This is a genomic window from Xenorhabdus bovienii SS-2004, from assembly GCF_000027225.1.
Lineage (GTDB): Bacteria > Pseudomonadota > Gammaproteobacteria > Enterobacterales > Enterobacteriaceae > Xenorhabdus > Xenorhabdus bovienii_C.
Map to the genome: position 1 here is coordinate 583692 of NC_013892.1, position 26221 is coordinate 609912.

Annotated in this window: 21 protein-coding genes; 8 read left to right on the forward strand and 13 right to left on the reverse strand. The window is 44.7% G+C overall.

Annotation, left to right across the window (positions count from 1 at the left end; genetic code table 11):
• Positions 1-60: 60 nt before the first annotated feature.
• The 9 genes from XBJ1_RS02470 to queF form a co-directional block, all read right to left on the reverse strand.
• Positions 61-1701 (reverse strand): glycosyl hydrolase family 18 protein, encoded by a 1641-nt coding sequence (locus XBJ1_RS02470; protein WP_012987168.1) that lies wholly within the window; start codon positions 1699-1701, stop codon positions 61-63.
• 983 nt (positions 1702-2684) lie between these two features.
• Positions 2685-2987: a helix-turn-helix domain-containing protein gene (locus tag XBJ1_RS02475; RefSeq protein WP_012987169.1), complete on the reverse strand. Its 303-nt coding sequence runs from the start codon at positions 2985-2987 to the stop codon at positions 2685-2687.
• A 1548-nt stretch (positions 2988-4535) separates the two neighbouring features.
• Entirely contained in the window at positions 4536-5459 is a 924-nt protein-coding gene (locus XBJ1_RS02480) for a GNAT family N-acetyltransferase (RefSeq protein WP_038198313.1), read from the reverse strand.
• Positions 5456-6727, reverse strand: a complete 1272-nt coding sequence (locus XBJ1_RS02485; RefSeq protein ID WP_012987171.1) for a phenylacetate--CoA ligase family protein — start codon at positions 6725-6727, stop codon at positions 5456-5458. The genes XBJ1_RS02480 and XBJ1_RS02485 overlap by 4 nt, the downstream gene beginning before the upstream one ends.
• A 44-nt stretch (positions 6728-6771) precedes the next feature.
• On the reverse strand, positions 6772-9177 hold the full coding sequence (locus XBJ1_RS02490) for an acyl-CoA reductase (protein ID WP_012987172.1): 2406 nt from the start codon (positions 9175-9177) through the stop codon (positions 6772-6774).
• A 1-nt stretch (position 9178) separates the two neighbouring features.
• Positions 9179-10309, reverse strand: coding sequence for an acyl-protein synthase (locus tag XBJ1_RS02495; protein ID WP_012987173.1), 1131 nt, complete (start codon positions 10307-10309; stop codon positions 9179-9181).
• Between the two features lie 921 nt (positions 10310-11230).
• Positions 11231-11986 carry a flap endonuclease Xni gene (xni, locus tag XBJ1_RS02500; RefSeq protein ID WP_012987174.1) on the reverse strand — a complete coding sequence of 252 codons (756 nt, stop codon included), beginning with the start codon at positions 11984-11986 and terminating at the stop codon, positions 11231-11233.
• 69 nt (positions 11987-12055) lie between these two features.
• A complete protein-coding gene (gene ppnN / locus XBJ1_RS02505; RefSeq protein WP_012987175.1) occupies positions 12056-13423 on the reverse strand; it encodes a nucleotide 5'-monophosphate nucleosidase PpnN in 1368 nt (455 codons plus the stop codon).
• A gap of 38 nt (positions 13424-13461) precedes the next feature.
• Entirely contained in the window at positions 13462-14307 is an 846-nt protein-coding gene (gene queF / locus XBJ1_RS02510) for an NADPH-dependent 7-cyano-7-deazaguanine reductase QueF (RefSeq protein WP_012987176.1), read from the reverse strand.
• Between the two features lie 536 nt (positions 14308-14843).
• Here queF and syd point away from each other — a divergent pair.
• The 4 genes from syd to XBJ1_RS02530 all read left to right on the forward strand — a co-directional run bounded on the left by syd (position 14844) and on the right by XBJ1_RS02530 (position 17523).
• Entirely contained in the window at positions 14844-15395 is a 552-nt protein-coding gene (syd, locus tag XBJ1_RS02515) for a SecY-interacting protein (protein ID WP_012987178.1), read from the forward strand.
• A gap of 560 nt (positions 15396-15955) precedes the next feature.
• Complete coding sequence (locus XBJ1_RS02520) at positions 15956-16282, forward strand: YqcC family protein (protein WP_012987180.1); 327 nt, start codon at positions 15956-15958, stop codon at positions 16280-16282.
• Position 16283: 1 nt separating this feature from the next.
• On the forward strand, positions 16284-17036 hold the full coding sequence (gene truC / locus XBJ1_RS02525; RefSeq protein ID WP_012987181.1) for a tRNA pseudouridine(65) synthase TruC: 753 nt from the start codon (positions 16284-16286) through the stop codon (positions 17034-17036).
• Between the two features lie 34 nt (positions 17037-17070).
• Positions 17071-17523, forward strand: coding sequence for a flavodoxin (locus tag XBJ1_RS02530; RefSeq protein ID WP_012987182.1), 453 nt, complete (start codon positions 17071-17073; stop codon positions 17521-17523).
• Between the two features lie 56 nt (positions 17524-17579).
• Here XBJ1_RS02530 and XBJ1_RS02535 read toward each other — a convergent pair whose 3' ends face one another.
• The 4 genes from XBJ1_RS02535 to map all read right to left on the reverse strand — a co-directional run bounded on the left by XBJ1_RS02535 (position 17580) and on the right by map (position 22520).
• Positions 17580-17966, reverse strand: a complete 387-nt coding sequence (locus XBJ1_RS02535; RefSeq protein ID WP_012987183.1) for a DUF3461 family protein — start codon at positions 17964-17966, stop codon at positions 17580-17582.
• A gap of 78 nt (positions 17967-18044) precedes the next feature.
• The gene (gene dapD / locus XBJ1_RS02540; RefSeq protein ID WP_012987184.1) at positions 18045-18869 is read right to left on the reverse strand and encodes a 2,3,4,5-tetrahydropyridine-2,6-dicarboxylate N-succinyltransferase; all 825 of its coding nucleotides are present in this window, start codon (positions 18867-18869) and stop codon (positions 18045-18047) included.
• A gap of 41 nt (positions 18870-18910) precedes the next feature.
• Positions 18911-21565 carry a bifunctional uridylyltransferase/uridylyl-removing protein GlnD gene (gene glnD, locus XBJ1_RS02545; RefSeq protein ID WP_012987185.1) on the reverse strand — a complete coding sequence of 885 codons (2655 nt, stop codon included), beginning with the start codon at positions 21563-21565 and terminating at the stop codon, positions 18911-18913.
• 157 nt (positions 21566-21722) lie between these two features.
• Positions 21723-22520 carry a type I methionyl aminopeptidase gene (gene map, locus XBJ1_RS02550; RefSeq protein WP_012987186.1) on the reverse strand — a complete coding sequence of 266 codons (798 nt, stop codon included), beginning with the start codon at positions 22518-22520 and terminating at the stop codon, positions 21723-21725.
• 382 nt (positions 22521-22902) lie between these two features.
• Here map and rpsB point away from each other — a divergent pair, with 382 nt between their 5' ends.
• The 4 genes from rpsB to frr all read left to right on the forward strand — a co-directional run bounded on the left by rpsB (position 22903) and on the right by frr (position 26182).
• Positions 22903-23628 carry a 30S ribosomal protein S2 gene (gene rpsB, locus XBJ1_RS02555; protein WP_012987187.1) on the forward strand — a complete coding sequence of 242 codons (726 nt, stop codon included), beginning with the start codon at positions 22903-22905 and terminating at the stop codon, positions 23626-23628.
• A gap of 147 nt (positions 23629-23775) precedes the next feature.
• A complete protein-coding gene (tsf, locus tag XBJ1_RS02560; protein WP_012987188.1) occupies positions 23776-24633 on the forward strand; it encodes a translation elongation factor Ts in 858 nt (285 codons plus the stop codon).
• Positions 24634-24763: 130 nt separating this feature from the next.
• Complete coding sequence (gene pyrH, locus XBJ1_RS02565) at positions 24764-25492, forward strand: UMP kinase (protein WP_012987189.1); 729 nt, start codon at positions 24764-24766, stop codon at positions 25490-25492.
• 132 nt (positions 25493-25624) lie between these two features.
• Complete coding sequence (gene frr, locus XBJ1_RS02570; protein WP_038198323.1) at positions 25625-26182, forward strand: ribosome recycling factor; 558 nt, start codon at positions 25625-25627, stop codon at positions 26180-26182.
• Positions 26183-26221: the final 39 nt, after the last annotated feature.

Here is a 26221-nt window from a genome sequence, read left to right on the forward strand (position 1 = left end):
TCATCAAACCGTCATTAATCAAATAACCATTTAGATACTGTATTTCAGAGGTTATGTTGATTAAACACAGTCTTTGCATTGGGGTTCTTTGGGTTTATCGTAAGAAGGGAGATCATCGTTATCGAAATAAAACGGTGACATATCGATAACGCTTTTCTTAACGGGACGTCCCAGACCTTCGTGGGCAGCGTTGGTTAATAAGCCATTATCCTGATCACCGGACCAAATAAATAAGCCGCCCAATCCTTTTTCTTTGACGTAGCGGGCTTTTTCTCTGACTGAACGTGGCGTATCCAATGACATAAAAACTTTGAGATCTTGGTTATAAAGATAATCTGCCTTAGCAACATTATCTTGAATGATTTCATAGCCATTACGACCTATGCCATTTTCGAAATCAACATAGTTATAGATAATGTCAGTCCATTCAATAACCGCGGATTCGAAAGTGCCGACGATATTGCCTTGTCCGTTATAAGTTCCTTGAAGCGGGCTTTTGCTGGTAATGTTTGCGCCTTTTGCATTGCGTGTATAACCGGCATAACCAATGAAAATCTTTTTCTTGTCAACACCCTGAGTGATTAAATGCTGAACGGCATCGTCAATAGAATATTTGGAATGTTGGTCATTTTTGTTGCGATAAAGGTTGGTATGGTGAGAAAGTTTGCCATCACCCAGAGTAAAGAAGTCATAGGTCATCAGGTTGATGCCGGTGACACCTGCTTCCATCAGTTCTGGAATATGGGCATCATCAATTTTTTGAGGATCGGCTGAAGCTGCAATACTAATACCTTGTAAATTGGGGATCTTGGCTGCCGTTAATTCCTCAATTAGTTTTTTATAATAGACATAATCATCTTTATCAAATGGGTTTCCCATTCCCGCCGAGCCGGGGTATTCCCAGTCAATATCGATATGATTGAACATTGAGAAACGACAGAATAGATTTTTGACTCCATCAATAAACTGTTTACGATAGGCATCACTGCGACAAATTTCATAAAAAGCACCACTCATTGACCAGCCGCCGATACTGACGGAAACCTCCAGATTGGGATCAGCTTTTTTCAGTGAATTGAAACCACCCAGTAATCCTGTGGCTTTCTCTTGGTTATAGACATCTTTAGCCGCTCCAGATGCCCCACTATCGAAACCGCAGTTAAAGTAAGTGCTGACATCACCCCACGGGTCGATTGGAATAGGCCATCCGGTGTAATTTTTGAGGGTTTCAGCCTCATCGGCTCCGAATCCCCAATCTTTGGCAGCTTTCAGAATTATGTTTCCTTTCGGCCCTTCATCACCAACGATGCCGGCAAAACTGAATATCAATTTCTTAAAGGGGCTGCCATTGGTTGAATCGCCTTTAATGCGGGTCAAATCGGCACTGCGTCCCCCCTGATTTCTGAATACTTCATCCGATGGTGATGCCTCCACTGCCCTTCCATCATATTGTGCCCAGTCCGTGAAGTAACACGCGATACTGAATTCATCATCATCGTGATAAGTGTTAAACACCGTCTTAGCCATGCGGGTGGCGGTATAGGTCAGAATATCGGTGCTTGTTGCCGGGTCATAACCGTTTAATTGATAGGTTTTTTGTGTTGCTTCCTTGCCATAACCCTGAACAGGGCTTGGATGTTGATATCCCGGATCAGTTTTATAAACTAACTTGCTTTCGGTATCTTTTTCTGTGTTATCCATTTTATACTCCATTATTGTTACATATCTTTGAAAAAATCAGATACGTTCTCTGCGATGATCAATGTTAAAAATGATGGAGTTGGTCAGATGGCGATGATTTATTTTATTTAAGTCTGTAATACAATTCATTAATAACATTTTAATAACATAGAACGTAATTAATCTATAAATAGCAATTTAAAACTAAGCTAAAGATAATACGTTTTCTTATCAAATGACTTAAACAATTTTTTTTATGTGTAGGCAGTAAAAAATAGAAGTGTTATTTTTTATCTGGAGTATTTTAGAATGTACAGGAATAGATAACATTGATGAGATTATGGATAGCATTATTATTTTAAATGATTGAATCATAAAAATACTAAAAAATAAAAATTGCGATTTTTTCTATTTTACGATTTGAGAAATAGGATAAAAATTTCTTTTAGAAATGAATTAAACAATATTTGTCATCATGCCATAACGTACCTTTGTTAAGGTTATCAAAAATGTGGCGACTATTAGCATAGTCGGCATTTTAATCTGTTTTCAGTCTGCATGTTTCAGTGTGGTTTGTGGCTTGTTTGGATATGGGCACAAACCCCGTGTAATCGGTGCTAGTCTGGCTGATGCTGTTTGATAGGATCTGACGGAAATGATCCTTCATTCTTTTATTTTATGTGGGGAGTACAGGTTTGGTCTCTGGCAGCCAAAACAGATTCCCTATGATTAACAGGCCACCAATGATTGTCGCCGCAACAACTGGAATGGCACCTGACTCAATGGCCTGAATAACCAGAAAGCAGAAAAAAGGGGGTTGAAAGTATTGAAAAACTCTCCGGAAAAGGAATTGGCTATTATCAGGCAGTTTATTACGGAGATGGTTGGTGTGATGGGTAATCTTTGGAAGTGTAGATAAAATAATCAGGAAAGCCAGAAGCCTCCGATTTGCCAGATTGAATCAGGCTGTACAGCAGGCTTCTGACGAGTTTCTCTGGCCTCATTTAACGACCATTTTTTCCTATAACTGTTTCAGCAATGGGAATATATTGATCAGTGAGTTTATTGACTGTGCTGTCCTCTTTTTCATCTTTGAAACATTCTTCAAAGAACCAGCTAATTGGAGTACCCAACTGCTTAGAGATAACAACAAGATGATTTATATTAATCCGGTTTGTTCCTCTTTCATAACGAGAAAGCTGCTGCTGGCTAATGCCAATTTGTTTTGCCAATGCCGTTGCGGTAATACCCAGCTCTTTCCTTTTGGTACAAATACGTTTTCCGACTAATGTATTAGCGTCTACCATATCTTATCCTTTCAATTTAAATCAGTAAGTTATGGCGTTATCAAGGATCATTTTCCTGGCGCTTCAAAATGGTTTGGCTTTTTCCTCACCAGTTGCGCCTATTGTTACACCTGATCCGCCGTTTTGTTTTTCTGACATTCACTTGGTTTTTTTAATGACATGACCTTTTTTATTAACGTGTTGTAAAAACAGTGCCCTTACCAAGATAAGGGGGGCTTCTATGACACGGGTTGTATTCTTTGTTTTGATGTCACCCTGCATTTTGCAACTTCCTCATCTACCACCGGGTTAAACCGCATTTTTACTCTCCTTACTCGAGGGATAACTAACCTGCTTCCTAACTTTTTTCTTATGAGATTTATGTAATTTTAAATTTATTAACGTATTGAATGTAAAGTAAATAAAGTTTTTAAATACTGAAAATTAGTAAAATAAAATTAATACATATTTAAATGCGTATTATTGTATATATATTGGTTCTATTAAGACCTTTCTTCAGGCTAGAAACTGGACAAAATATATCAAACTGTAAACATAATCCTATATAACTTATCCTAAGTCAAATTTCGTTACATATTACAACTCATTCCGCTTAAGCAATTATAATCCATGAATTTTTTTTGTTATTCACCTATTTAATCTCTTTGCAATAGTATTGATAGCTAAAAATCGTTACTTATTGGCATCCAAGTAAAACCAAGTTAATCAGAATTAATATTCTTTTAAATTGACATATCCGAAATTAAACTCCACCAAACATTCATCATATAGATTATAAATCTAAACTGGACAGTTTGATATAAAATGTTTTGTTTTTTAACAAAATTCTATTTATTTAAGTTAGTTAAAGATATTTTTGCATTTTAATAGATTATTATCGGAAATTTTTCTAATTCTTATTATAAATATCATTTATTATCATTTTTTCCACTAAATAATCTTTCAGAATCTTAAAAATAATGGCTTACTCGCATTTTAGGGTATTATCAAGATGTGGATGTTTTTTCGACAGTCATGGATGGTGGTTTTCTATTTTTTATAATAAAAACAATATGATAATTATTTTTTTATGACAGGGTCATTTTTTATCAAGTGACATTCATTCTTCTTCATATTCCATCCTTGAATAATTACACCTTCGAGTGTGTTTTTGTATTGAACACTTCATTTATATAAGAACACTCCAGTTTTTACATAGTGGTCTGAGGTGTTCTCTTACTCATGGTTGCGTTTTTATATGGGGAAATGACGGAACGTAATATGGAGCCTATACACCATGTCAGATCACAACGAAATCTTATCTGACAAATGGCTGGATGGAGGGATATCTGGAGGCAGACAGGAACAGATCTCGGAAGTAGAATGATTCCCTTCATCTTTCAAATTACGGCTTCATTGGCACCCAGTCACATTGTTATCTATGTAACTGGGGATTCATTCACTTACTACTGCGCTGCATATTGCTTAACGCGGCATGCTGGTCGGCGATATCGACGTCCAGTTCTCTCAGCCGTGTTGTCACCTGTGTCTGATGATGATGATAAAAGTCTACCTTTCGGCACAGGCAAACAAACTTTGCTGATGTAGATTGTGGGCAAACTGGCAACTTAGAGTCAGTTCTTTTCTGCTATGCCCCCGAACCAGAAGCATTTCCCAACGATGATGGTGACCAGGCACAAACCCTGTGCAGGCAAATCCGGCTTGTTGCAAAATTTGTACCGCGTGGAGAGTCTCTTCTCCGACCGGTAGTTTCACATATATCAGCTTATGCGCCGGCAGTTCTGTCACTTCTTTTACCCGCTCCGTTGTCTGTGTTTCTATCCAGACTTCTAGTCGCCCTCCATGACTGGCGATTCTAGTACCCGTATCTATTGGAACCGCGGGTTTTAGCGGTTCTTGACCAAATATTTGAGTGACCGATGTCAGCCACGTTTGCCAATTCACTGGCCAGTGTAATTCTGGAAACGGCCAGCGTTGCAAAGGCAGGCAACCGAGTACAATACTTTCCGGACGTGCTTGATCAAAGGGAGATATCACATAATCCGGTAATAAGCCTGTGGTGTGAAAACCCAAATTTTGAGCCAGACGCTGGCTGTGATTATGCGACGATACCTGTTTAATCGTGAGCATACCTAATCCCATTTCTTTGGCTTGATCACACAAATATCGACCCAGCGCGGTTGCGATACCCTGTCCGCGCGCTTGTGGATGTACCGCGATAAGCGAGAGCTCTGCACTTGATGGGCAACGCCCATTCCGCCACAATGTCGCGTGTCCTAACACTTGTCCATTCTGTATTGCAACGGCAGAATACCAGTGTCTGGCCGCATTATAACGACTCAGCATGGTTGGCAGGTAGACTTCCGGATAGACGTAATCTTCGCCGTAAACGACCCGAAACAACGCGCTGACTCCGGTGGAATCTTCTTCCCGGAATAAGCGAATCAACGGCATGACTGGATTTATTTTCATGCTGTCTTCTCTTCTGCATTATAACAACGATGATCCACGACCCGTATCAGCTTGCCGGAACGGGGGTGAGTCACCATATTTTCCAGAGCACAAGAGGCTACCTCCACCTGTAATCCCCCTTGGCTACAGAGTTCTGCCATAGCGGGTTGGGCCGTGACTAACGCCTGATGGATTGATGTTGTTGATGGCATCTGTGGTGAGTCGCTGGCTAATAGCAGTGTTATCTTATCTATGCCGTCCTGACGGCTTAATAATAGCTGCCAAGCCAGTATTCCTTTCTGTTGTTGCAGTAAACGGGCAATCTGATCGGGAAACAGGGATAACGTAGAAACCCGGATACGGTGAGCACTTCCAGCCCGACCCTGCAAAGCAAATTTGCGGTTCAGTCTTCCCGAACCTTCACACCAGCAGGCCAGATCGCCTGTGGGGTAGCGGATCACCGGCATTAGACGACGTTGCAGGTTAGTCACAACTAACATGCCATTGCGCCCAGACTCAGTAATGGGCTGACCATTGGATTCGTCAATAATTTCGACAATCGAATCTTCATCAAAAACCCGATGTTCACCGTGGTGACAGTCAGGAGAGGCGGCACCAATCAGACCTGCATCAACACTGGCACATCCGATTGAACTAATGCGTGCGTTGGGAAACACTATATTCAAAAGAGCCAGTTGTTCCGGAAACAGGCTCTCGCCGCCGTACAACAGGCGATCAATATTGGGCATAAACTGGCCTGAACGCTGCAAGGTACTGGCAAAACGTAACAATTGTACCGGTACTCCAGCCAGTACATTAATCCCTAAGCTAACAATGGCGTCAGCCAACGCCTGATCCTCGACTGAACAGGTAAACGGATATTCCACCACCGGAACCGGTGAATGAGATAACGCTCCGTGAATAAACAACAGGCTGGTATACAGATCTCCGGCAAAAAAGAGATTGGCAACACGGTCGCCAGATTGTAATTGTTGTGCAAGACCCTGACCGAACGAGCGCACAAAGGCTTGCCATTCGCTACGACTGAACACCGACAACCTACCTTCGCTGGTAGAGCCGCCGGTTTTAAAAATATGCCCACTGTTGATAGGGCCGGTGAGTACCGGCCAATTCTCCAATGGCTGCGATTGCTGCCAGTAAGCAGCAGGATCGATTAAAGGTAAGTCCGTCAGTGCCCAGCCGGATTGTGGCAAATCACTATAAAGATCCCTAAAAAAGGGTGCGTGGTGACGGGCGTATTCCACTAAATCGTGTAATGATAAAGTCATGATTAGCTCAAAAAGTCGTTTTGGAATCTATTGGATATATTGTTTCAGGCGCGATAATCCAGCACTAACGGCGTTTTGCCACTTTGGGAATGGCGGCGGAACTGTCCGGCTGGTGTAGACGTGATTTCCAACTGCAACAATTCACTACTGACAACCTGATTCAGCATTTCATGTCGTAGTAGATGTTGACGTACTTGGTTAATATCGCCATCAGCCAACACATGGATATATTCGCCACCCTTATCGAGGTTTCCGACTAACCATTGCACCGGAAACGCCAGATCGGCTGACAATGCCGTAGGATTCACAAAAATAGAACCTACCCGTATCAACCCACCATGCCGGCCTTTCAGTCTAAAGCGTGGTGTCGGTAATCCGCAGGTACAAGTTTCCGGCAACCAGTGGCCTAAATCGCCCACTTCATAGCGTTGAACGACCTGCCCTTCCCGTGCCAGAGGGGTAAACACCAGTCGGCCTGTTTCGCCTGACTGAACAGGTTGTTCACTGTCCAGATCTAATATCTCCAGCCACTGAATATCAGATAACAGATGGAATTCGCCCTCGTTGCAACAAGTGCAGGCATGACCCAATGGACCCGCATCAACAGAACCATAAATTGCCGAGCGGATCACCTGCACGCCAAAACTGGATAAGAATTGACGCCGTTCTTCACTGACATGTTCGCCACCAGCGAAAATTTTGCGCACACCACCATAAGCGCGTAACGCGGCCTCTTCACGTTCAAACAGCTGATATATCGTGCTTGGCATTCCTACCAACGTATTAACGCCTTGCGTGATAATAACTTGCAGGATCTGGCTAAAATCGTCGTCTATCGGGCCACCCATCGGGTAATGCGGCACGGACAATTTATCCAGAACAGTGAAAAAGCTAAGTAGGCCACCATACAAATTGCCGCCGTACAGGAGATTGATGACGCGATCCTGTGCCGGGTCGAGACCGGCGGAAAATAGGCCATCTGCCGCGGCCTGCATTTGGATGTGATAATCTCTGTGGCTGAATCCCGCTAATTTTGGCGCGCCTGTACTCCCGCCGCTGCGGAAAAACACTTGTGCTTTCGGTGTTGTGCCGCTCTGCTGAAACTGTGCTTTGCCCATGATTGGCAGCCCTGCCAGATCCGGCGGCCTGACGGATAATTTATCCAGTGTGACATGGTTTGGCAGTTGTTCTGCTTTTACACTGACTGAGACCCTGCGTGCAAGTCGCGTCAATGCATAAACACCATCATGAGGTTCTCCTTCATAACCCTCATGCATAGCGCCGGGCTGACATATCCGGCTGACACCCGCCGCCAGCAACTGACGGCTCAAGGCCGGCAATTCGTGTTCTCCGGCGATTAAGCCACAACTCTGTAAATAGGGGCGCCACGGCAGCAATACGTTGATCAACTGAGCGCGTGGTACAGGACGAATTTGCAGAGTACGGTACAGTGGAGATGCCGCCAGTTCCCGACGTTGAGTCCACGCGACTCGCCATCCTGCGCCTTCAGTTACCGAACCGGCAACGTCGGCAAACGTGTGATCCAAGCGCAGAAATGCCATCTGACTGCTGATTTCAGCCGCTTCTTGGATATCTGGCTGTAAGGCTGGCCATTCCGGTGCGCGTCGTTCCAGTGCCGAAGCCACGGCATCAGCCACTTTGCGCAAAACATTCTCGTCGGTACTATCGACCAACAGACACTGTGGGCTGGAACAAGCTTGTTGGTCAAAACGGCAAACATCATCAGCCAGAGCATCGTAGTCAGCGTTGCTGGCGACCATTGGGTCAAGATAGGCAAAACTGATGCGATGTCCCCAATCGATCCAGCGGCAACCCGGTCGTAACTGGCTGCGGATAGCCGTCAATGCGGCATTACTGCCCCAGGCAGACACGGCATCGGCGCAGGCAAGTAATTCTGACAATTGATCGGACGGTAGCGGCATTACGGAGACGTAAGACGCTAATTTGCCACTGAGATCATGGCGCAGAAATTCAGCCAATATCCGTGCATTGAGGCCATTATCACTGCTACTGGGGCGCAACCAGTTGATATTGCCAACTAACAGACTTTCTAATACAGCCATAAATGGCAGCAATGGCGCGTTGGCAGGAGTGATATGCACCACTAACCCCAAAGGTTGCCAAGTCTCAAAGCGTGGCTGGGTATAATCGAAACGGCGCAGGGAAAACGGCTGTTCTCCCAATTCATGGCGCAGTTTTTCTTCCAGTGCATCACGACGGCAAAAGTGGCGTAATGTGCTGATTGTGGCTGAATCCAGTGCAAAATCCGTTGCCAGCGTATCGAGATTATTGGCAAAACGCTCGGCACAATCCAACACTTCTTGCACAGTCGGAGGACAAGCCAAGGCGTCGGCAAGACGGTTTTTAAGATCGGCTAATGTGGCCGCCGGTTCCAAGTTAGAGATAACCTCGCCATTAACTAAATACATTTCAGGATTCCTTAATCAACTCAGAAGCGGCAATCGCACAACTACGGTTTTTACTTATACCGGCACGTCCCAGCAGTTCAAACCAATCGGTAGCCAATCCACATCCACACTCTGCGGCAGGATGCAATACCGCTAAATCGCTCACCACGATACTGTGTGCCGGACTGGAAGTGATATAAGGTGATATCAGGTGCAGAAAACCCGGTTTACCATAGGGTTGCACCGCCATGCTGGCGGTATCACGGACATAAGCACGGGCATAGGACGGCACATGAAAATGGTGATTTTGACACTCAACATAAGGCACCGGATGCTCAACTGAACCATAGCCATCCCGGCAGCGTTCATCAGGAATGCCCAGTTGTTCATGCAAACGCCGGTACAGCTCGGATCTTGAAATGGCTTTATCAGCGTGGGTTTTCCAGCCGCCACCTAAAAAGACCAAAGATTCGGGATGCAACTGTAGTGGGGGTAAATTCATTTCCCGCATCCGTTCCAGCGTGAACCAGAGGAAGGCCGGGAAGCCTAAGAAACGCACTGGCAGCCCTTGTGCGGCAAATTCCTGCAAGGCGCGGATCACACCAAATGGGTCGAATTCATTGCTTTTCCCATTGTGGCGCAGTGCATAACAAGCTTGTGATACGGGGGCGTACTGACACAGATATTGATCGGTATAGGCGGTTCCCAGCGTAATCGCTCCGGCGGGTTCATAGCTCAACAGTATGTAGTTACAAGGCTGTTGCGGTGTATTCCAGCCGTAATATTCGAAAATACGTTCAACCATTCTCTGGGCTGCCTGTATGCTGCGGGTATCGTACCGCATACGGCTCTTTTGACCGGTTGTCCCGGATGAGGTCAATTCCAGCGCATCGATACCGGTGTGACTCAGCAGCAGCTGATGTTTGAAATAATTGGCGAAAATAGGTGGTAAATGCGACCAGTCATGTAATTTTTCTAATTTTTGAGCATCCAAACCATTTGCTTTCAACCATTGATAGTAACCGGGGCTGTTTTCACAATGATACTGTGTCAATTCACGCATAGCCGCGTCAAATAGTTGGTCACAATCGCTATCGGCACGATAGGGATGATCAAGCGAACAAAGGGCGTCAACATAAGCAAGAGAAGTCAAAAGTCATCTCCAGAAAAAGAAAGAAAAAAGGGGAAACTCCCTTCAATAATAAGTAAATTGATTTACCATCCAGCAAGCAAAAAAGGACTAATAATCCACTAAGAGAAAATTATGGCATGGCAAATACAATTACGTGATTAAATGAAAATAAGTCACTGTTTTTAGATATCTAATATTTGAAATTGTTAATTCCTTGTAAATAAGATGGCGAAAAATATAACAATTATATTTTTATAAAATCCCATATAATAAATGATGAATATTCAATTAAATTATCCTTGAACTCATCTAAAATTAGTGATATTTAAATGGAGAAATAAATAATTTAACCTCATATTTTTGTTTAATGTTTAGTCAATAAATGAAATTATAAAATCTATGAAAATTAATATTGGTAATGATAAATAACAACGTTATTTAATTACCAATTAGAAATTATCCCGTCATAAATATAATAATAAAATTCAGGGAATAAGATTTTTATTTTTAACGGCCAAGTTAATTTTAATCCAGAGAATAGCTAACATATTCTATATTTCTATTAATTGATGAGGAATATTCGGAATTAATCATGGCATTATGGTAAACGAAAATTGAGAGTCTATATCTAATATTATTAGAGTCTAAGAAATATTTTTTGATATTGCTAAAAGTAATTAACATAGATAAAAAAATAAAATAATTTAAAAACAATTACTTGGGTGTAAGTGTTGTATATTTTTGGTTTGTTTTTTTTATTGGAAATCGTCGCTGGATTAATTGCTTATACATTCTAACCTAAAAAACCGAGCTTGCATTTACGGGATTATGATATCGCTATTTTTAAATGAAGCTGAGGTTAAATAACAAAATACTGCCATAACCACTTAATTTCGGCAGTATTTTGACTTCAATGAAGATAGTGCAAAGTACAACGGTTACTTACCTGTGATCTAACCGCAATTGCTGTAAATTGCCATTGAGTGATAAATCAGTGCGCAGTGAAGCTACTTCACGGCTGATGTACGCCATTTCTTTATGGGTCGCCAATTTATTGCGCCATTTATCCGGTTGGGCTTCCAGATATTGGAAAAGGTTATCCAGCGAGCCAGCTTGTTGCAGCAGAATGGCCGCTGTTTTTGGACCGATCCCCTGAACACCGGGAATTTTACTGCTACTGATCCCGGACAGACCCCAATAATCGGGGAGCTGGGCAGGGGAAACACCAAACTCCCGCTCAACAAAGGGTAAATCCAGCCAGCGTTTTTGGAAGTAATCGCGGATTTGGATAGTCGGTGAAAGTAGCTGGCAGTAGCCTTTATCCGTTGAAACAATGGTGACGCGATGCCCTGTAGAAGTGACTTTGGTTGCCAGTGTTGCCGCCAAGTCATCTGCTTCATGCCCTTCGGCATGCCAGCAAGCGACGCCTAGTGCGTTGAATGCCTGTTTAATCAGCGGCATTTCCTGCTGTAAATCGTCGGGCATGGCAGAACGCCCGGCTTTGTAATCGGGAAGAAGCTGGTGGCGCCAGCTATGGCCACGGTCATCTTCATCGAATACCGCAACGGCGTGAGTCGGAGAAGAATGGGTAATTAATTGCTTTAACGCATGTTCACAGGCGGGAGCACAAGGGCTTCCCTGTACCGCATGGATGCGTCGGATCAAGTTCAGTGCGTCTACAATCAAAAGATGTATCATGGTCGTTATGCTCCGTCCGTGGATTGATTCCTTGGCTTCAGTCTCATTGGGTTTTAATGAGGACGTGACTTATTTGATGATTTCATAGCACGGCTCATAAGCTGTGCCTCCAGGCAGTTTCATACGATCCTGCCGGACAAAATCTTTCAGTAGCTCATCCATACAGCGCATAATATCCACATCACCGTGGATTTTAAACGCCCCGTCTTTTTCAATGGCATGAATACCCGCTTCTTTCACGTTGCCCGCCACAATGCCGGAAAAGGCACAGCGCAGAGCAGAAGCCAGTTTTTCGGAAGGCTGATTCGGATGCAAATTCAGGTTAGCCATATTGCTATGGAATGGCTCGAACGGATGCTGCAAATCATGGCTGATTTTCAGTGACCAGTTAAAGCTATAGGCATCTCCGGTAGAGCGGCGATGTTCTTTAACCTGCGGCATGGTCTTTTTCATCACTCGGGCGACTTCTGAAGGATCATCCATAATGATGCGGTAGTACTGCCGAGCCTGTTCTCCCAAGGTATTGACGATAAACTGATCGAGCACATGGAAGTAATCGGCACTCTCTTTTGGTCCGGTCAAGATCAGTGGCAGCACTTGATCTTTATTATCAGGGTTCATCAAAATACCCAGTAGATAGAGCAGCTCTTCTGCTGTTCCCACCCCTCCCGGGAAGATAATAATGCCGTGAGCTATGCGGACAAATGCCTCCAGCCGTTTTTCGATATCCGGCATGATGATCAGTTCATTGACCAGCGGATTTGGGGGTTCTGCGGCAATAATGGAAGGCTCTGTAATGCCGATAAAGCGGCTTTTCTGGTAACGTTGCTGAGCATGCCCGACCGCAGCGCCTTTCATGGGTGCTTCCATTGCACCCGGCCCACAGCCCGTACAGATATTCAGTTCGCGCAGCCCCAACTCGTTACCCACTTTGCGCCCATACAGATACTCTTTTTCATTAATCGAGTGGCCGCCCCAACAGACGATCATATTCGGATCTTCTGAGAGATGAAGCGCTTTGGCATTGCGCAGAATAGAAAAAATGGTGTTGGTAATGTGCATACCATTTTCCATATTCAGATGGTGTACTTTCTGTGCATGGTCAATCTGCGCATGAACAAACAGAATATCCCGCAGAACCGCGAACAGGTTGGCTCGCAGAGAGCGAATGATTTTGCCATCAACAAAAGCGTCTTTTGGTGGATTGACGAGTTCTAGTTTGACACCCCGTTCTCTACGCAGGACGTTAATATCAAAATCTTCATGTTTTGACAGCAATTCTTTGCTGTTATCTGTTTGACTGCCGGAGTTGAGTACCGCCAGTGAGCAGTTACGGAACAGGCGGTATAAATCACTGCTTGCGGTATGCTTGAGTGTATCGACTTCAAGTTGAGAGAGTAAATCCATTGACCCTAACGGGCTGACATGTGTAATCAAGAACGACTCCTTTATGCCCCTGGTGGGGTTTTCTCAATTTACTGGCGAGCCAGTCTTCCTGTTTCTGGGATAAATGCTTCGTTACTGCGCCACGGATTGATATCTAACCCTCCCCGGCGGGTATAGCGAGCATAAACAGTGAGTTTTTCAGGTGCGCATAATGCAATTAAGTCATTGAAAATACGCTCAACACACTGTTCATGAAATTCGTTGTGATGGCGGAAAGAAACCAGATAGCGTAATAATTTTTCCTGATCGATTTTGGGGCCTTTATAGCGGATCTGTACGGAACCCCAATCGGGCTGATGTGTGATCAGGCAATTTGATTTTAGTAAATGGCTGACCAATATTTCGTCAACGACCGATCCTGTTGCTGCACCGTTAAGATAATCGCGACTGAATTGATAATCATCAATTTCAATGTCCTGATTATCGATACATTTTCCTTCAAACTCGGCGATTGGCTGCTGGCTGAAATCGTGCAGGGGATGTAAAACAACATTCACCTCACCGTTTGCGCAGACGGATAAATCCTGTTGCAGTGTTTTTTGCACGGTATCCCAATCCGCAAAGCGGGTTTGATTGAAACTATTCAGGTAAAGCTTAAAACTTTTTGATTCAATGAGGCTCACACTGGCCGCATTCAGGCTGACATGGCCGATGGCAACTTGAGGGACACCGCGTGTGTTGAGCCAGGAAAGCTCGTACAGCGTCCAGATATCAGCACCGTGAAACGGTAGATTATCAGGAAACAGCCCAAGTGGTTCACGGTTCATACTGCGTGGAACCGCTTGCAGTAAAGTAGGATCGTAGTGATCGCGGTAAGGGGTGGGCTTACCCAGAGTAAGTTGGGCTAGTGCCTGATTATCCTGATACAAAGACATAGAATTCCTCAAAATGAATGATGGCAACTGAGATAGATTGTAGTGTATCAAGGAATTTCAAAGGTTCGTATTTTTATTGTACATTATTCACTGTGCTTACCGAGTTAGCGTAGGACTTCTGTGCGAGGCTGAGTCTTTTATTTTCGATGGAATTATGGATTTGTTTTTTTCCATCAATGATGTGGGTCATAATGTGATACTCAGACCTTTTCCTATTCTTTAATTTGTTTATTCTATTAGTGATTTTATCAGGGTAGCAATTCAAACAAATATTCATGTTTTTTATTGAATATTTATTTAAATAATATAAAAATAATAAGAATATATCTGAAGATGTATTATAAATATTATTTTTAATTATATCGATAAGTGATACTTTAATTTTATGATAATGGAGTGATTTCATTTTAATATTTTATTTATTTGAACTAATTGATGGAATGATGGCATCATTTTCCGGTTGTTATTTTGCTGAAAACTGTATAGGAATAAGCGATATAATGTGATGAACTTAAAATGATGGATGAAAGAATCATATGATCTCCAATGTGACAGAAGCACTTTCTGATTTTACCCGACGCTATGTTGAATTGTGGCAGGAAGAGACTGGGCTGCCGCCAGTCAGTAGTGATCTTTATGGTGTTCCTTCTTCGTGTATTGAGCGGACAGGGGACGGGGTTGTGTACTGGTTGCCCAAGCTATTTTCTGTTCACGAAAAACTCAGCAAAGTGGAGACCGCGCTGGATATTCGCTTACAGGATTCGATTCATGATTATTATGTTACGCAGCTTGCTGGTGACATGACCGCCAGTTTTGAGGGGCAGAATCTCAGTTTGATTCAGGTATGGAGTGACGATGATTTTATCCGTTTGCAGGAAAATCTGATTGGGCACCTCGTGACACAGAAACGGCTTAAGCTTTCCCCGACGGCATTTATTGCGACGATTGATTCGGATATGGGCATGATATCTGTGTGTAATCTGACCGGGCAGGTCGTTCTTGAACAGTTTGGCAAACCTGAGCGAACGATCTTATCTGCCGATTTGGCGAGTTTTCTGTCGGTTATCAAGCCAGCCACATCGCTATAGGTGCAGACATCAGTTTGTTTTTTTGTGAGAGATGTCTCACATGGATCGTAAGATATCTCTATTAATCATGGAGTGAATATCATTTGCTAATATTATTTTTATTTTATATCAATAGCATGAAAATGATGATCACGATCTCCATTTTGTAAAGTCACTTACTGAGCCAATTCAGGTGGCTTGTTTCAACTCTCTGAATAATAGATCCTTTCACTGTTCTGTTAGGAACCACAGTAAAAAAATAACCAGGGAAGATACCAACAGGAAGTGGGTTCAAGGATGATGAGGTATAGGCAGGAACGCCAATACTATCAATATAATGATTTTGTAAGGAATAACTGACAGGGACGTATTTTGTCAGGGAATGAGCAGGGAGCGACCAATTTAGCCGGATTGCTATGACAATCAGTAAGAGGGGAGATTTTATCTCCCCTCTTTTTGTTTCATTTTATCTTGCCGCAAGTTTTCCGCTGAAATCATATCAGTGATATTCTTATTGCCCTCCAATGATGTGGTGGCAGCTTCTGTCATCTGATCAATAGCCAAGTATCAGACGAAATATCATGAATATCGAACAACAAATTCTACTTAAATTACAGCTAATTGAAGCTGACATGAAAGCGGCTGGCCTGTGGCGGAGTCACCCTCCCAAGCCGGAAGCTTTTGAAAGTACCGAGCCCTTTTCGCTAGATACGATGTCCGCAGAAGAGTGGCTTCAGTGGGTTTTAATTCCAAGAATGCGAGCCATGATAGAACAAAACGCCAACCTTCCGACGGCATTTGATATCACACCTTATTTCGAAGAAGTCTATAAGGAAGAAGCAGAACGTTATCTGCCGCTGCTTGAACATCTTCGGGAATTGGACAGCCTGTTTACACAGGATATTTGATATGCTGGATATCATTTATCAGGACGATCATATTGTTGCGGTCAATAAACCTGCGGGTTGGTTAGTGCATCGCAGCTGGCTTGCCCGCCATGAAACGGTTTTTGTCATGCAGACGCTGCGTGATCAAATCGGGCAACATGTTTTCCCCGTCCATCGACTGGATAAACCGACATCCGGCGTTTTGCTGATGGCGCTGTCAAGTGAGGTGGCAAGAACGCTTTCCCAACAATTTGAATGTCACCATATACAAAAAACATATCACGCCATTGTACGCGGTTATGTTGAAGGTGATGGTATTATCGACTATGCACTAATGGAAGAGCTGGACAAAATTGCTGATAAATTCGCTGATACTGACAGGGAAGCACAATCAGCAATCACCCACTATCGTTCATTGGCAAAAGTTGAATGTCCGGTAGAAATAGGGCGTTACCCAACATCACGGTTCAGCCTGCTGGAACTGATGCCAAAAACCGGGCGTAAGCATCAATTACGACGGCATATGTCGCATCTCCGGCATCCCATCATTGGGGATACCACACATGGCGATTTGCGACAAAACCGAGGAGTTGTTAAGTATTATCAGACTGGCAGGTTAATGCTGCACGCCAGTCAACTCCAATTGGCGCATCCGGTGACAGGAGAAGATCTGCTTCTGACTGCCAGATGGGAAGCTTCGTGGCAGCATTTGCTGGAGCAATTTGGCTGGCAGGGTATTGTACCTGAGTTAGAATGTCCAACCACTCATGAATGAACGCAGTACAAATAGGCTAAAGAGATCAATATTTATGGCAAAGATTGGTGTTTTCGTTGGTACAGTTTATGGCAATGCGCTGGCAGTTGCGGAAGAGGCGCAGCAAATCCTTCAGCAGCAGGGGCATGACGTTGAGGTTTTTGAAGATGCGACCTTGACGCAGTGGCAAGAGTACCAGCAACAGGTTGTTCTGGTCGTCACATCGACAACCGGACAGGGCAATTTACCCGATAATATCCAGCCACTTTATTCAGATATGAATGATAAGTTGGGCCATCAGCCCGATTTACGTTATGGCGTTATCGCTCTTGGTGACAGTAGCTATGACTTCTTTTGTGGCGGTGGCCGCACATTTGATAAACTGTTACAGGAACAGGGAGCAAAGCGTGTGGGCGAAGTTCTGCTGATTGATGGTATTGACGTGGTTGAACCAGAAGTCTTTGCCCAGAACTGGGTTGAGGAGTGGGGCGCTTTACTGACAGAATAAATGCCACACCGCTTATGCAGGGAAGGATAAGCGGTGTAATGACACAGCTGGCGTGATTACTTGCGAGTCAGTTTTTCTAAATCCGCTTCAATTTCTGCAATCTTATTGGCAACAACATGCTCAAGGTGGCGGAGATCGTCGAGGATCTTGTGTTTCAAATCCACTTCCACTTGGTCATGCCTGCAAATTTGATCCAGTTCTTCAATTACATAACGCAGGTTAGTGTTAATCTCTTTGACTTCTTTGTAACCTTGCGCTGAATTGTCGTCAGAGATAGTTTTGAGTTGGCGTGGATATTTGAATTTAACACTTTTGGCAAAAAATTCGCCTTTATCCTTACGGAAATAAATCTTCAGAATATCGTTATTCGCTTCCTGACGGAGGCTATAGCGATCAATATCTTCAGGATGGGTGATCCCCAAACTTTTCAAGTTATCGTACATAGAGCGCCTCACCTAATTGAGTGCTAAAAAATAGAGATATTAAAAAAATAGCGGATTTATTATCCGCTATTTTAAAATTTAGTCTATGTTTCTGAGCAGCTCATTAAGGCCAACTTTACCACGTGTTTTGGCATCGACCTTTTTCACGATAACCGCGCAATACAAGCTGTAACTACCATCTTTGGAAGGAAGATTACCTGATACCACAACAGAACCGGCAGGAACCCGGCCGTAATGGATTTCGCCTGTTTCACGATCATAAATCTTGGTGCTCTGACCAATATAAACTCCCATAGAGATCACGGCACCTTCTTCTACGATAACGCCTTCTACAATTTCAGAACGTGCGCCGATAAAGCAGTTGTCTTCAATGATAGTCGGATTGGCTTGCAAGGGTTCCAGAACGCCACCGATGCCAACACCGCCAGACAAGTGAACGTTTTTGCCGATCTGTGCACAGGAACCCACTGTAGCCCAAGTATCCACCATCGTGCCTTCATCCACATAAGCACCGATGTTGACGTAAGATGGCATCAGTACACTGTTGCGGGCAATATATGCCCCTTGGCGAACTGCGGCAGGGGGAACGACACGAAAACCTTCTTTTTCGAAACGAGCTTGATCATAATCAGCGAATTTCATCGGAACTTTGTCGAAATAGCGGCTTTCAGCCCCTTCGATGACCTGATTGTCATTAATGCGGAAAGAGAGTAATACGGCCTTTTTTAGCCATTGATGTGTTACCCATTGCCCTGCGATTTTTTCAGCGACACGTAATTTGCCGCTGTCCAGCATCTGAATCACCTGATTGACGGCGCTACGGGTTGCTTCATCAACAGTGCCGGGGGTAATGTTAGTGCGGTTTTCAAACGCATTGTCGATAATGGATTGTAATTGCTGCATCAGTATGGTGTTCCTAATTGTCAGTCAAATTGAGAATATTGTTATACTTTATCCTTGGTGTTAAGGGCTTCTGTCAACCTTTCTGATAATTCTCCCTTGATTTTGTTATCCAGCTCCTGATGGTCTTTATCTGCCAGTATAAAAAAGTCTTCAACGCGTTCTCCAATGGTGGTAATCCGCGCGCCATGCAGGGAAACGCCCAGTTCGGCGAAAATATTGCCTACGCGTGCCAGCAGACCGGGTTGATCCAGTGCAACTAATTCCATATAAGAACGGCGGGCATTTTGTGTTGGTAAAAAACTCACTTTGGTCGGCACATCAAAATGACGCAATTTAGCGGGCAGATTACGCGCTTTGGGCGCTTTCGGATGCGGATCATTCACGACTTTCAATAATGCCCGGCGGATAGGTTCATGACGATCGAGCGCCAGCGGATGACCATTGGGCTCCAGTACAATGAAGGTATCCATCGCCATTTCATCGCGATTGGTAAAGATTTGAGCATCGTGGACACTGAGGTTGCGTCTGTCCAACTCTCCGACTACAGCCGCGAAAAGCGAAGGTCTGTCCTGACACCAGATAAAAATTTCGGTTCCACCATGGGAAAATGCGGTGCTGATTAACACCATGGGCTCTGCAGATTGATGTTGGATCAAATGGCCGGCATGCCAGGCCAGTTGATCCGGCGTATGGCGCAGGAAATAATCCGCATGACAGCGGCTCCAGATATTGTGTAATTGCTCTTCGTCAGCTCTTTCTTGTCGCAGTAGCGCCAATGCCTGCAAACGATTATGGCGGACACGTTCACGCAAGTCAGGTGTATTCTGTATACCTTGGCGCAACTGGGTTTCAGTGGCGAAATAGAGTTCGCGGATCAGGCTCTGCTTCCAACTGTTCCACAATTTAGAGTTGGTGGCGCAGATATCTGCGACGGTAAGGCAGAGCAGGTAATTCAGTCGGTTTTTATTTTTGACCTGGCCGGCAAATTGTTGGATGACGTCAGGATCTTGAATATCCCGCCGCTGTGCAGTGACTGACATCAGCAAATGGTCGCGAACCAGCCATTCTACTAATTCGGCTTCACGGGTAGTCAGGCCATGTTGGCGTGCAAAGGTAAACGCATCTTTGGCACCCAGTTCAGAATGATCGCCATTACGCCCCTTGGCGATATCATGAAAAAAGGCGGCCAGCCGTAAAAGTTCCGGCTGAGGAATGCGGGGATACAGTTCGACACATAAGGGATGGATCACACGGTTGTTTTCATCAGCAAAACTTTCGAGTTTTTGCAGTACCCGAAGGGTGTGCTCATCAACGGTATAAGCGTGGAAAAGGTCAAATTGCATCTGTCCGACAATATTGCTCCAGAGCGGCATATAAGCACCTAGAACGCTATGGCGGTGCATCGGGATCAGTGCGTTTTTAACGGCACGAGGATGGCGCAGGATATCCATGAAAAGTTTTCGTGCTTCGGGCAACTCACACAAAGGATGTTTGAGGTTTCTACGGGCGTAGCGAAGCTGGCGTAATGTCGTGGAATAGATCCCCTTAATTTCCCGATGTTCAGCCATGTGATAAAACATTTTTAAAATTGAGGTTGGATCTTGGATAAACAGGGTTTCATCGCTTAAGTCGATAAGATCCCCCCGCAACTGAAACGCTTCGTTCAAGGGACGTGGTTTTTCATCGGGCTGTAATGTCAGAATCGCTTCATCAAAGAGTTGAAGTAGCATGTCATTCAATTCACTGACACGGCGGGTCACGCGGTAGAAATTTTTCATCATCCTTTCGACAGGTTGATTGCGTTCTCCTTCATAACCGAGCAATTGGGCAACATTGAACTGACGTTCAAACAGTAGCCGGTTGTCATAGCGCGTGACGACTAAGTGGAGGGCAAAACGGATGCGCCAGAGAAAATTCTGGCATTCATTTAATTCATTGCGCTCCTCACGGGTCAGGAAGCCGAAATCCACCATTTCATCCAGTGAGGCTGCCCCAAAATGGCGGCGAGCAACCCAAAGCAGGGTATGAATATCCCGTAGCCCGCCGGGGCTGCTTTTGATATCCGGCTCTAGATTATAACTGGTGCTATGGTAACGCTGATGGCGTTCCCACTGTTCGCGGAGTTTTGCTGCGAAGAACGTTGAGGAAGGCCAAAAATCATCGCTGAAAATGTGCTTTTGTAACCGCAGGAACAAAGGAAGATCACCGCAGATCAAACGTGATTCAATCAGATTTGTGGCAACGGTTAAATCCGATAACCCTTCATGCAGGCACTCTTCAAAGGTTCTGACACTATGGCCCACTTCCAGACGGATATCCCAGAGCAGGGTTATGAATTGCCCGATATTGTGGGCTTGATCTTCAGTCAGTTGGCTTTCGCTGAGAATCAATAAATCAATATCGGAGAGAGGATGCAATTCGCGTCGGCCATAACCACCTACTGCAATCAGGGAAAGTGAAGTGTTCTGATCGAAACCGTGAGCCTGCCATAGTCGCGTCAGGAGACGATCAATATAATCACTGCGGGCTGAAATCAGTGCTTCTGGTGAGATCCCTGCCTTGAATGCCTGCTGGAGCCACAATTGAAATTCATCAACATGCTGTTTCAATACTGGGCACTGAAGATCATCGAGGGAAAATTCCACAGGAGACAGGGGAGGAATGGGCGCGTGTGCAAAGGTGATATCAACTGACATATGCAGAAACCTATGATGAGAAAAACGTGAGATGAACAGACGTTATTGGCAGATAATGAAGCCCTTGGGGACAGTTTATGTACAAGGGCTTCGTTTATCAACGCCGTCTTATCTACGTGATTTCTGCCAATGATTGCAAAATCGCGCCAGCCGGAAATTATTCGTTAATCAGCACCGCTGAGATATGAGGTTCTTCTTCTTTGCGCAATGTCATGATTTCACAGCCATTTTCGGTGACTACGATGGTGTGCTCATACTGAGCAGACCAGCCGTGATCTTTGGTTTTGACTGTCCAGCCATCTTTCATGGTGCGGATACGGGAATCGCCGGTATTGACCATCGGTTCAATCGTGAACGCCATCCCTTTCTGCAATACAACGCCGCCATCATCAGCGTCATAATGGAGTACGTGGGGTTCTTCGTGGAAGACCCTGCCGATACCATGACCGCAGTATTCGCGGACGACAGAGTAATCCTGCCCTTCCACATATTGCTGGATCGCTTTGCCAAGGCTGCGCAGGCGGATGCCGGGTTTTACCATTTTCAGCGCAAGGTACAGGCTTTCCTGGGTAACGCGGCACAGACGCTCACCCTGAATAGTCGATTTGCCGACAATGAACATTTTGGAGGTATCGCCGTGAAATTCCTCTTTGATGACAGTGACATCAATGTTGACGATATCGCCTTCTTTCAGCACCTTGTCATCGCTGGGAATACCGTGACAAATCACATCATTGACGGAGATGCATACGGATTTCGGGAAACCGTGATAGCCAAGACAGGCAGAAATTGCCTGCTGTTTATTGGTAATATGATCGTGGCAAATACGATCAAGCTCACCAGTGGTCACACCAACCTTAACGTAAGGTTCGATCATTTCCAGAACTTCGGCTGCCAGACGTCCGGCAACGCGCATTTTCTGGATGTCTTCATCTGTTTTGATAGAAATAGCCATGAAATCGGTCCATTCAAGTCGGAACTTTACCCGACTGCTTGATGTTAACTAAGGAAAAATGCTGGTAGTTATGGTATCAGTCCACAGAATATCTGCCAATAACCGTTGATAGATCTGCCTACCAGAAAGCGGTAACAAATGTTGGAATTTGGGGGCTGTTTGTGGTATAAAGCGCGCCGGCATTCTGCATAATTGTTTCTGCCAGATTCGGTTTTTCAGAGATGCTAAATTAACTCATTTGTGTAAATAACACACACGGATCGACACATACACCGGGGTGCTCTCATGTGGTTCGCTCTTCTATGAATAGCTTCGCAGTCAAAGAGTCGGTGTTATGGGATCTGTGGAGGCATAACCCCAATTAACTTTATAGAGGTTTAAAATGGCAACTGTTTCCATGCGCGATATGCTGCAAGCGGGCGTTCACTTCGGTCACCAGACTCGTTACTGGAACCCAAAAATGAAACCTTTCATCTTTGGCGCTCGTAACAAAGTTCATATCATCAACCTGGAAAAAACTGTTCCAATGTTCAATAGTGCATTGGCAGAGCTGAACAAAATTGCTTCCCGTAAAGGCAAAATTCTGTTTGTTGGCACCAAGCGTGCGGCCTGCGAAGCAATCAAAGAAGAAGCACTGGGCTGTGACCAATACTTTGTTAACCACCGTTGGTTAGGTGGTATGCTGACTAACTGGAAAACTGTGCGTCAGTCAATCAAGCGTCTGAAAGATCTGGAAGTTCAGTCTCAGGACGGTACTTTTGACAAGCTGACCAAGAAAGAAGCGCTGATGCGTACTCGTGAGCTTGGCAAACTGGAAAACAGTCTGGGCGGTATCAAAGACATGGGCGGCCTGCCTGATGCTCTGTTTGTTATCGATGCTGAACATGAACACATTGCTATCAAAGAAGCAAATAACCTGGGTATCCCAGTATTCGCTATCGTTGATACTAACTCTGATCCAGACGGCGTTGATTTCATCATCCCTGGTAACGACGACGCAATCCGTGCAGTAAAACTGTACTTGGGCGCTGTGGCTACTGCTGTTCGTGACGGTCGTTCACAAGATCTGGCTGTTCAAGCTGAAGAAGGTCTTGTAGACGCTGAATAATAAGGCATGCTCATTCTTGAGCCCTTATTGACCAGGTATTGAAATATATTGGTTAGGGGGCCTGTCACGGCCCCCTTTACATATCTGATATAGAACTATCCACGCGGAATATTATCTTCCCGCGAGACACATCGAGGAATAAAACAAATGGCTGACATTACCGCTGCTCTGGTAAAAGAACTGCGTGAGCGTACTGGCGCAGGCATGATGGAATGTAAAAAAGCACTGGTTGAAGCAAATGGTGATATCGAGCTGGCTATCGATAACATGCGTAAATCAGGTCAGGCAAAAGCCGCTAAGAAAGCAGGCCGTGTTGCGGCTGAAGGTGTTATTCTGGTTGAAGTTGCAGCTGACGCTAAATATGCGGGTATTGTTGAACTGAACTGTGAAACTGACTTCGTTGCTAAAGACTCTGGCTTCCTGGCGTTTGGTAAAGAAGTGATTGCTGCCGTTATGGCGGACAAAAATGCTGATATCGATGCACTGAAAGCTCAGTTCGAAGAACAGCGTGCTAACCTGGTAGCGAAAATCGGTGAAAACATCAATATCCGTCGCGTTACTATTCTGGAAGGTGACGCAGTAGGTTCTTACCTGCACGGTGCTCGCATCGGTGTTCTGGTTTCCGCTGAAGGCGCAAGCGAAGAACTGATCAAGCACGTTGCAATGCACGTTGCTGCAAGCAAGCCAGAATACGTGAACCCAACTGACGTTCCTGCTGATGTCGTTGCGCGTGAACACCAGATCCAGATGGATATCGCAATGCAATCAGGCAAACCGCGTGAAATCGCAGAGAAAATGGTTTCTGGCCGCATGAACAAATTCACTGGCGAAATCTCTCTGACGGGTCAAAACTTTGTGATGGATCCAAGCAAAACGGTTGGTGACCTGATGAAAGAAAATAATGCTAAAGTTATCAACTTCATCCGTTTTGAAGTCGGTGAAGGCATTGAGAAAGTTGAAGCTGATTTCGCAGCGGAAGTTGCTGCAATGAGCAAGCAGTCTTAATGTTTTGAACGGAACCGCCGATTGGCGGTTCCGTTTTATCTCATGATGAATTTTTACATCTGGGCTGCATAGCATGGATGTGTAATTGTAATAAATCCCCAATATCCTTATCTGCTTAGGACTGAACACCATGGCAACCAATGCAAAACCCGTATATCAGAGAATCCTGCTTAAGCTCAGTGGAGAAGCCCTGCAAGGCGCAGAAGGTTTTGGTATCGATGCCAGCGTTTTAGACCGCATGGCTCAGGAAGTCAAAGAACTGGTTGAGCTGGGTATTCAGGTCGGTGTCGTTATTGGCGGAGGTAACCTGTTTCGCGGAGCCGGTCTGGCCGAAGCAGGAATGAACCGTGTAGTCGGCGATCACATGGGCATGTTGGCAACCGTAATGAATGGCCTGGCAATGCGCGATGCCTTACACCGCGCCTATGTGAACGCTCGTTTGATGTCTGCCATTCCACTGAATGGAGTGTGTGACAATTATAGCTGGGCTGAAGCTATCAGCTTACTGCGTCACGGTCGTGTTGTTATTTTCTCTGCAGGTACTGGCAACCCATTCTTTACGACAGATTCCGCAGCATGCTTGCGCGGCATTGAAATTGAAGCGGATGTTGTGTTAAAAGCAACCAAAGTTGATGGGGTCTATTCTAGTGATCCTGCTAAAGATACTGAAGCTGTTCTTTACAGTAAGCTCACTTATCAGGAAGTACTGGAGCGTGAACTGAAAGTCATGGATCTCGCCGCCTTTACTCTGGCTCGTGACCATAGTATCCCAATTCGTGTCTTCAATATGAACAAGCCAGGCGCACTTCGTCGTGTTGTGATGGGGGAAAGTGAAGGTACGTTGATTTCTCACGGATAATGCTCAGAGACACCGATGAAATTTGACGGTATGATCAGCGTACTAATGCGCCAAACTTAATGATACAGGGCCATGATATCTTATGTTGATATTCGTGGGCTACAAAATAACCAGATCCCAAGGGTTTGTAACGTGATTAATGAAATCAAGAAAGACGCACAAGACCGCATGGAAAAAAGCGTCGAAGCACTGAAAAACCAAATCAGCAAGATTCGTACTGGCCGTGCTTCTCCCAGCCTGTTGGATGGCATCAGCGTCGATTATTACGGCTCTGCGACTCCATTACGTCAGATTGCCAGCGTCGTTGCTGAAGATGCACGTACTTTAGCGATAACGGTTTTTGATCGTTCTATGACGCCGGCTATCGAAAAAGCGATTATGGCTTCCGATCTGGGTCTGAACCCATCTTCTGCTGGAACCATTATCCGTGTTCCACTGCCAGCACTGACAGAAGAGCGTCGTAAAGATCTGATCAAAGTTGTGCGTGGCGATGCAGAACAAGGCCGTGTGTCCGTGCGTAATATCCGTCGTGACGCCAATGATAAGGTTAAGGCACTGCTGAAAGACAAAGAAATCAGTGAAGATGAAGAACGCCGTTCACAAGACGAAATTCAGAAATTGACTGACAGCTTCATCAAGAAAATTGATGAAGCATTGGCAAGTAAAGAAACTGAATTGATGGATTTCTAATTGCCATTTCACGAATATAACGCCGCAGTCCTTGCGGCG

Excerpts from the sequence above, each read along its gene's own strand:
- xni (WP_012987174.1), bottom strand. The coding sequence starts at position 11,986 with ATGATACATCTTTTGATTGTAGACGCACTGAACTTGATCCGACGCATC.
- XBJ1_RS02535 (WP_012987183.1), bottom strand. The coding sequence starts at position 17,966 with ATGTACGATAACTTGAAAAGTTTGGGGATCACCCATCCTGAAGATATT.
- XBJ1_RS02475 (WP_012987169.1), bottom strand. The coding sequence starts at position 2,987 with ATGGTAGACGCTAATACATTAGTCGGAAAACGTATTTGTACCAAAAGG.
- XBJ1_RS02530 (WP_012987182.1), top strand. The coding sequence starts at position 17,071 with ATGGCAAAGATTGGTGTTTTCGTTGGTACAGTTTATGGCAATGCGCTG.
- dapD (WP_012987184.1), bottom strand. The coding sequence starts at position 18,869 with ATGCAGCAATTACAATCCATTATCGACAATGCGTTTGAAAACCGCACT.
- XBJ1_RS02480 (WP_038198313.1), bottom strand. The coding sequence starts at position 5,459 with ATGAAAATAAATCCAGTCATGCCGTTGATTCGCTTATTCCGGGAAGAA.
- glnD (WP_012987185.1), bottom strand. The coding sequence starts at position 21,565 with ATGTCAGTTGATATCACCTTTGCACACGCGCCCATTCCTCCCCTGTCT.
- queF (WP_012987176.1), bottom strand. The coding sequence starts at position 14,307 with ATGTCTTTGTATCAGGATAATCAGGCACTAGCCCAACTTACTCTGGGT.
- tsf (WP_012987188.1), top strand. The coding sequence starts at position 23,776 with ATGGCTGACATTACCGCTGCTCTGGTAAAAGAACTGCGTGAGCGTACT.
- XBJ1_RS02485 (WP_012987171.1), bottom strand. The coding sequence starts at position 6,727 with ATGACTTTATCATTACACGATTTAGTGGAATACGCCCGTCACCACGCA.
- map (WP_012987186.1), bottom strand. The coding sequence starts at position 22,520 with ATGGCTATTTCTATCAAAACAGATGAAGACATCCAGAAAATGCGCGTT.
- XBJ1_RS02490 (WP_012987172.1), bottom strand. The coding sequence starts at position 9,177 with ATGTATTTAGTTAATGGCGAGGTTATCTCTAACTTGGAACCGGCGGCC.
- XBJ1_RS02470 (WP_012987168.1), bottom strand. The coding sequence starts at position 1,701 with ATGGATAACACAGAAAAAGATACCGAAAGCAAGTTAGTTTATAAAACT.
- syd (WP_012987178.1), top strand. The coding sequence starts at position 14,844 with ATGATCTCCAATGTGACAGAAGCACTTTCTGATTTTACCCGACGCTAT.
- XBJ1_RS02520 (WP_012987180.1), top strand. The coding sequence starts at position 15,956 with ATGAATATCGAACAACAAATTCTACTTAAATTACAGCTAATTGAAGCT.
- truC (WP_012987181.1), top strand. The coding sequence starts at position 16,284 with ATGCTGGATATCATTTATCAGGACGATCATATTGTTGCGGTCAATAAA.
- rpsB (WP_012987187.1), top strand. The coding sequence starts at position 22,903 with ATGGCAACTGTTTCCATGCGCGATATGCTGCAAGCGGGCGTTCACTTC.
- pyrH (WP_012987189.1), top strand. The coding sequence starts at position 24,764 with ATGGCAACCAATGCAAAACCCGTATATCAGAGAATCCTGCTTAAGCTC.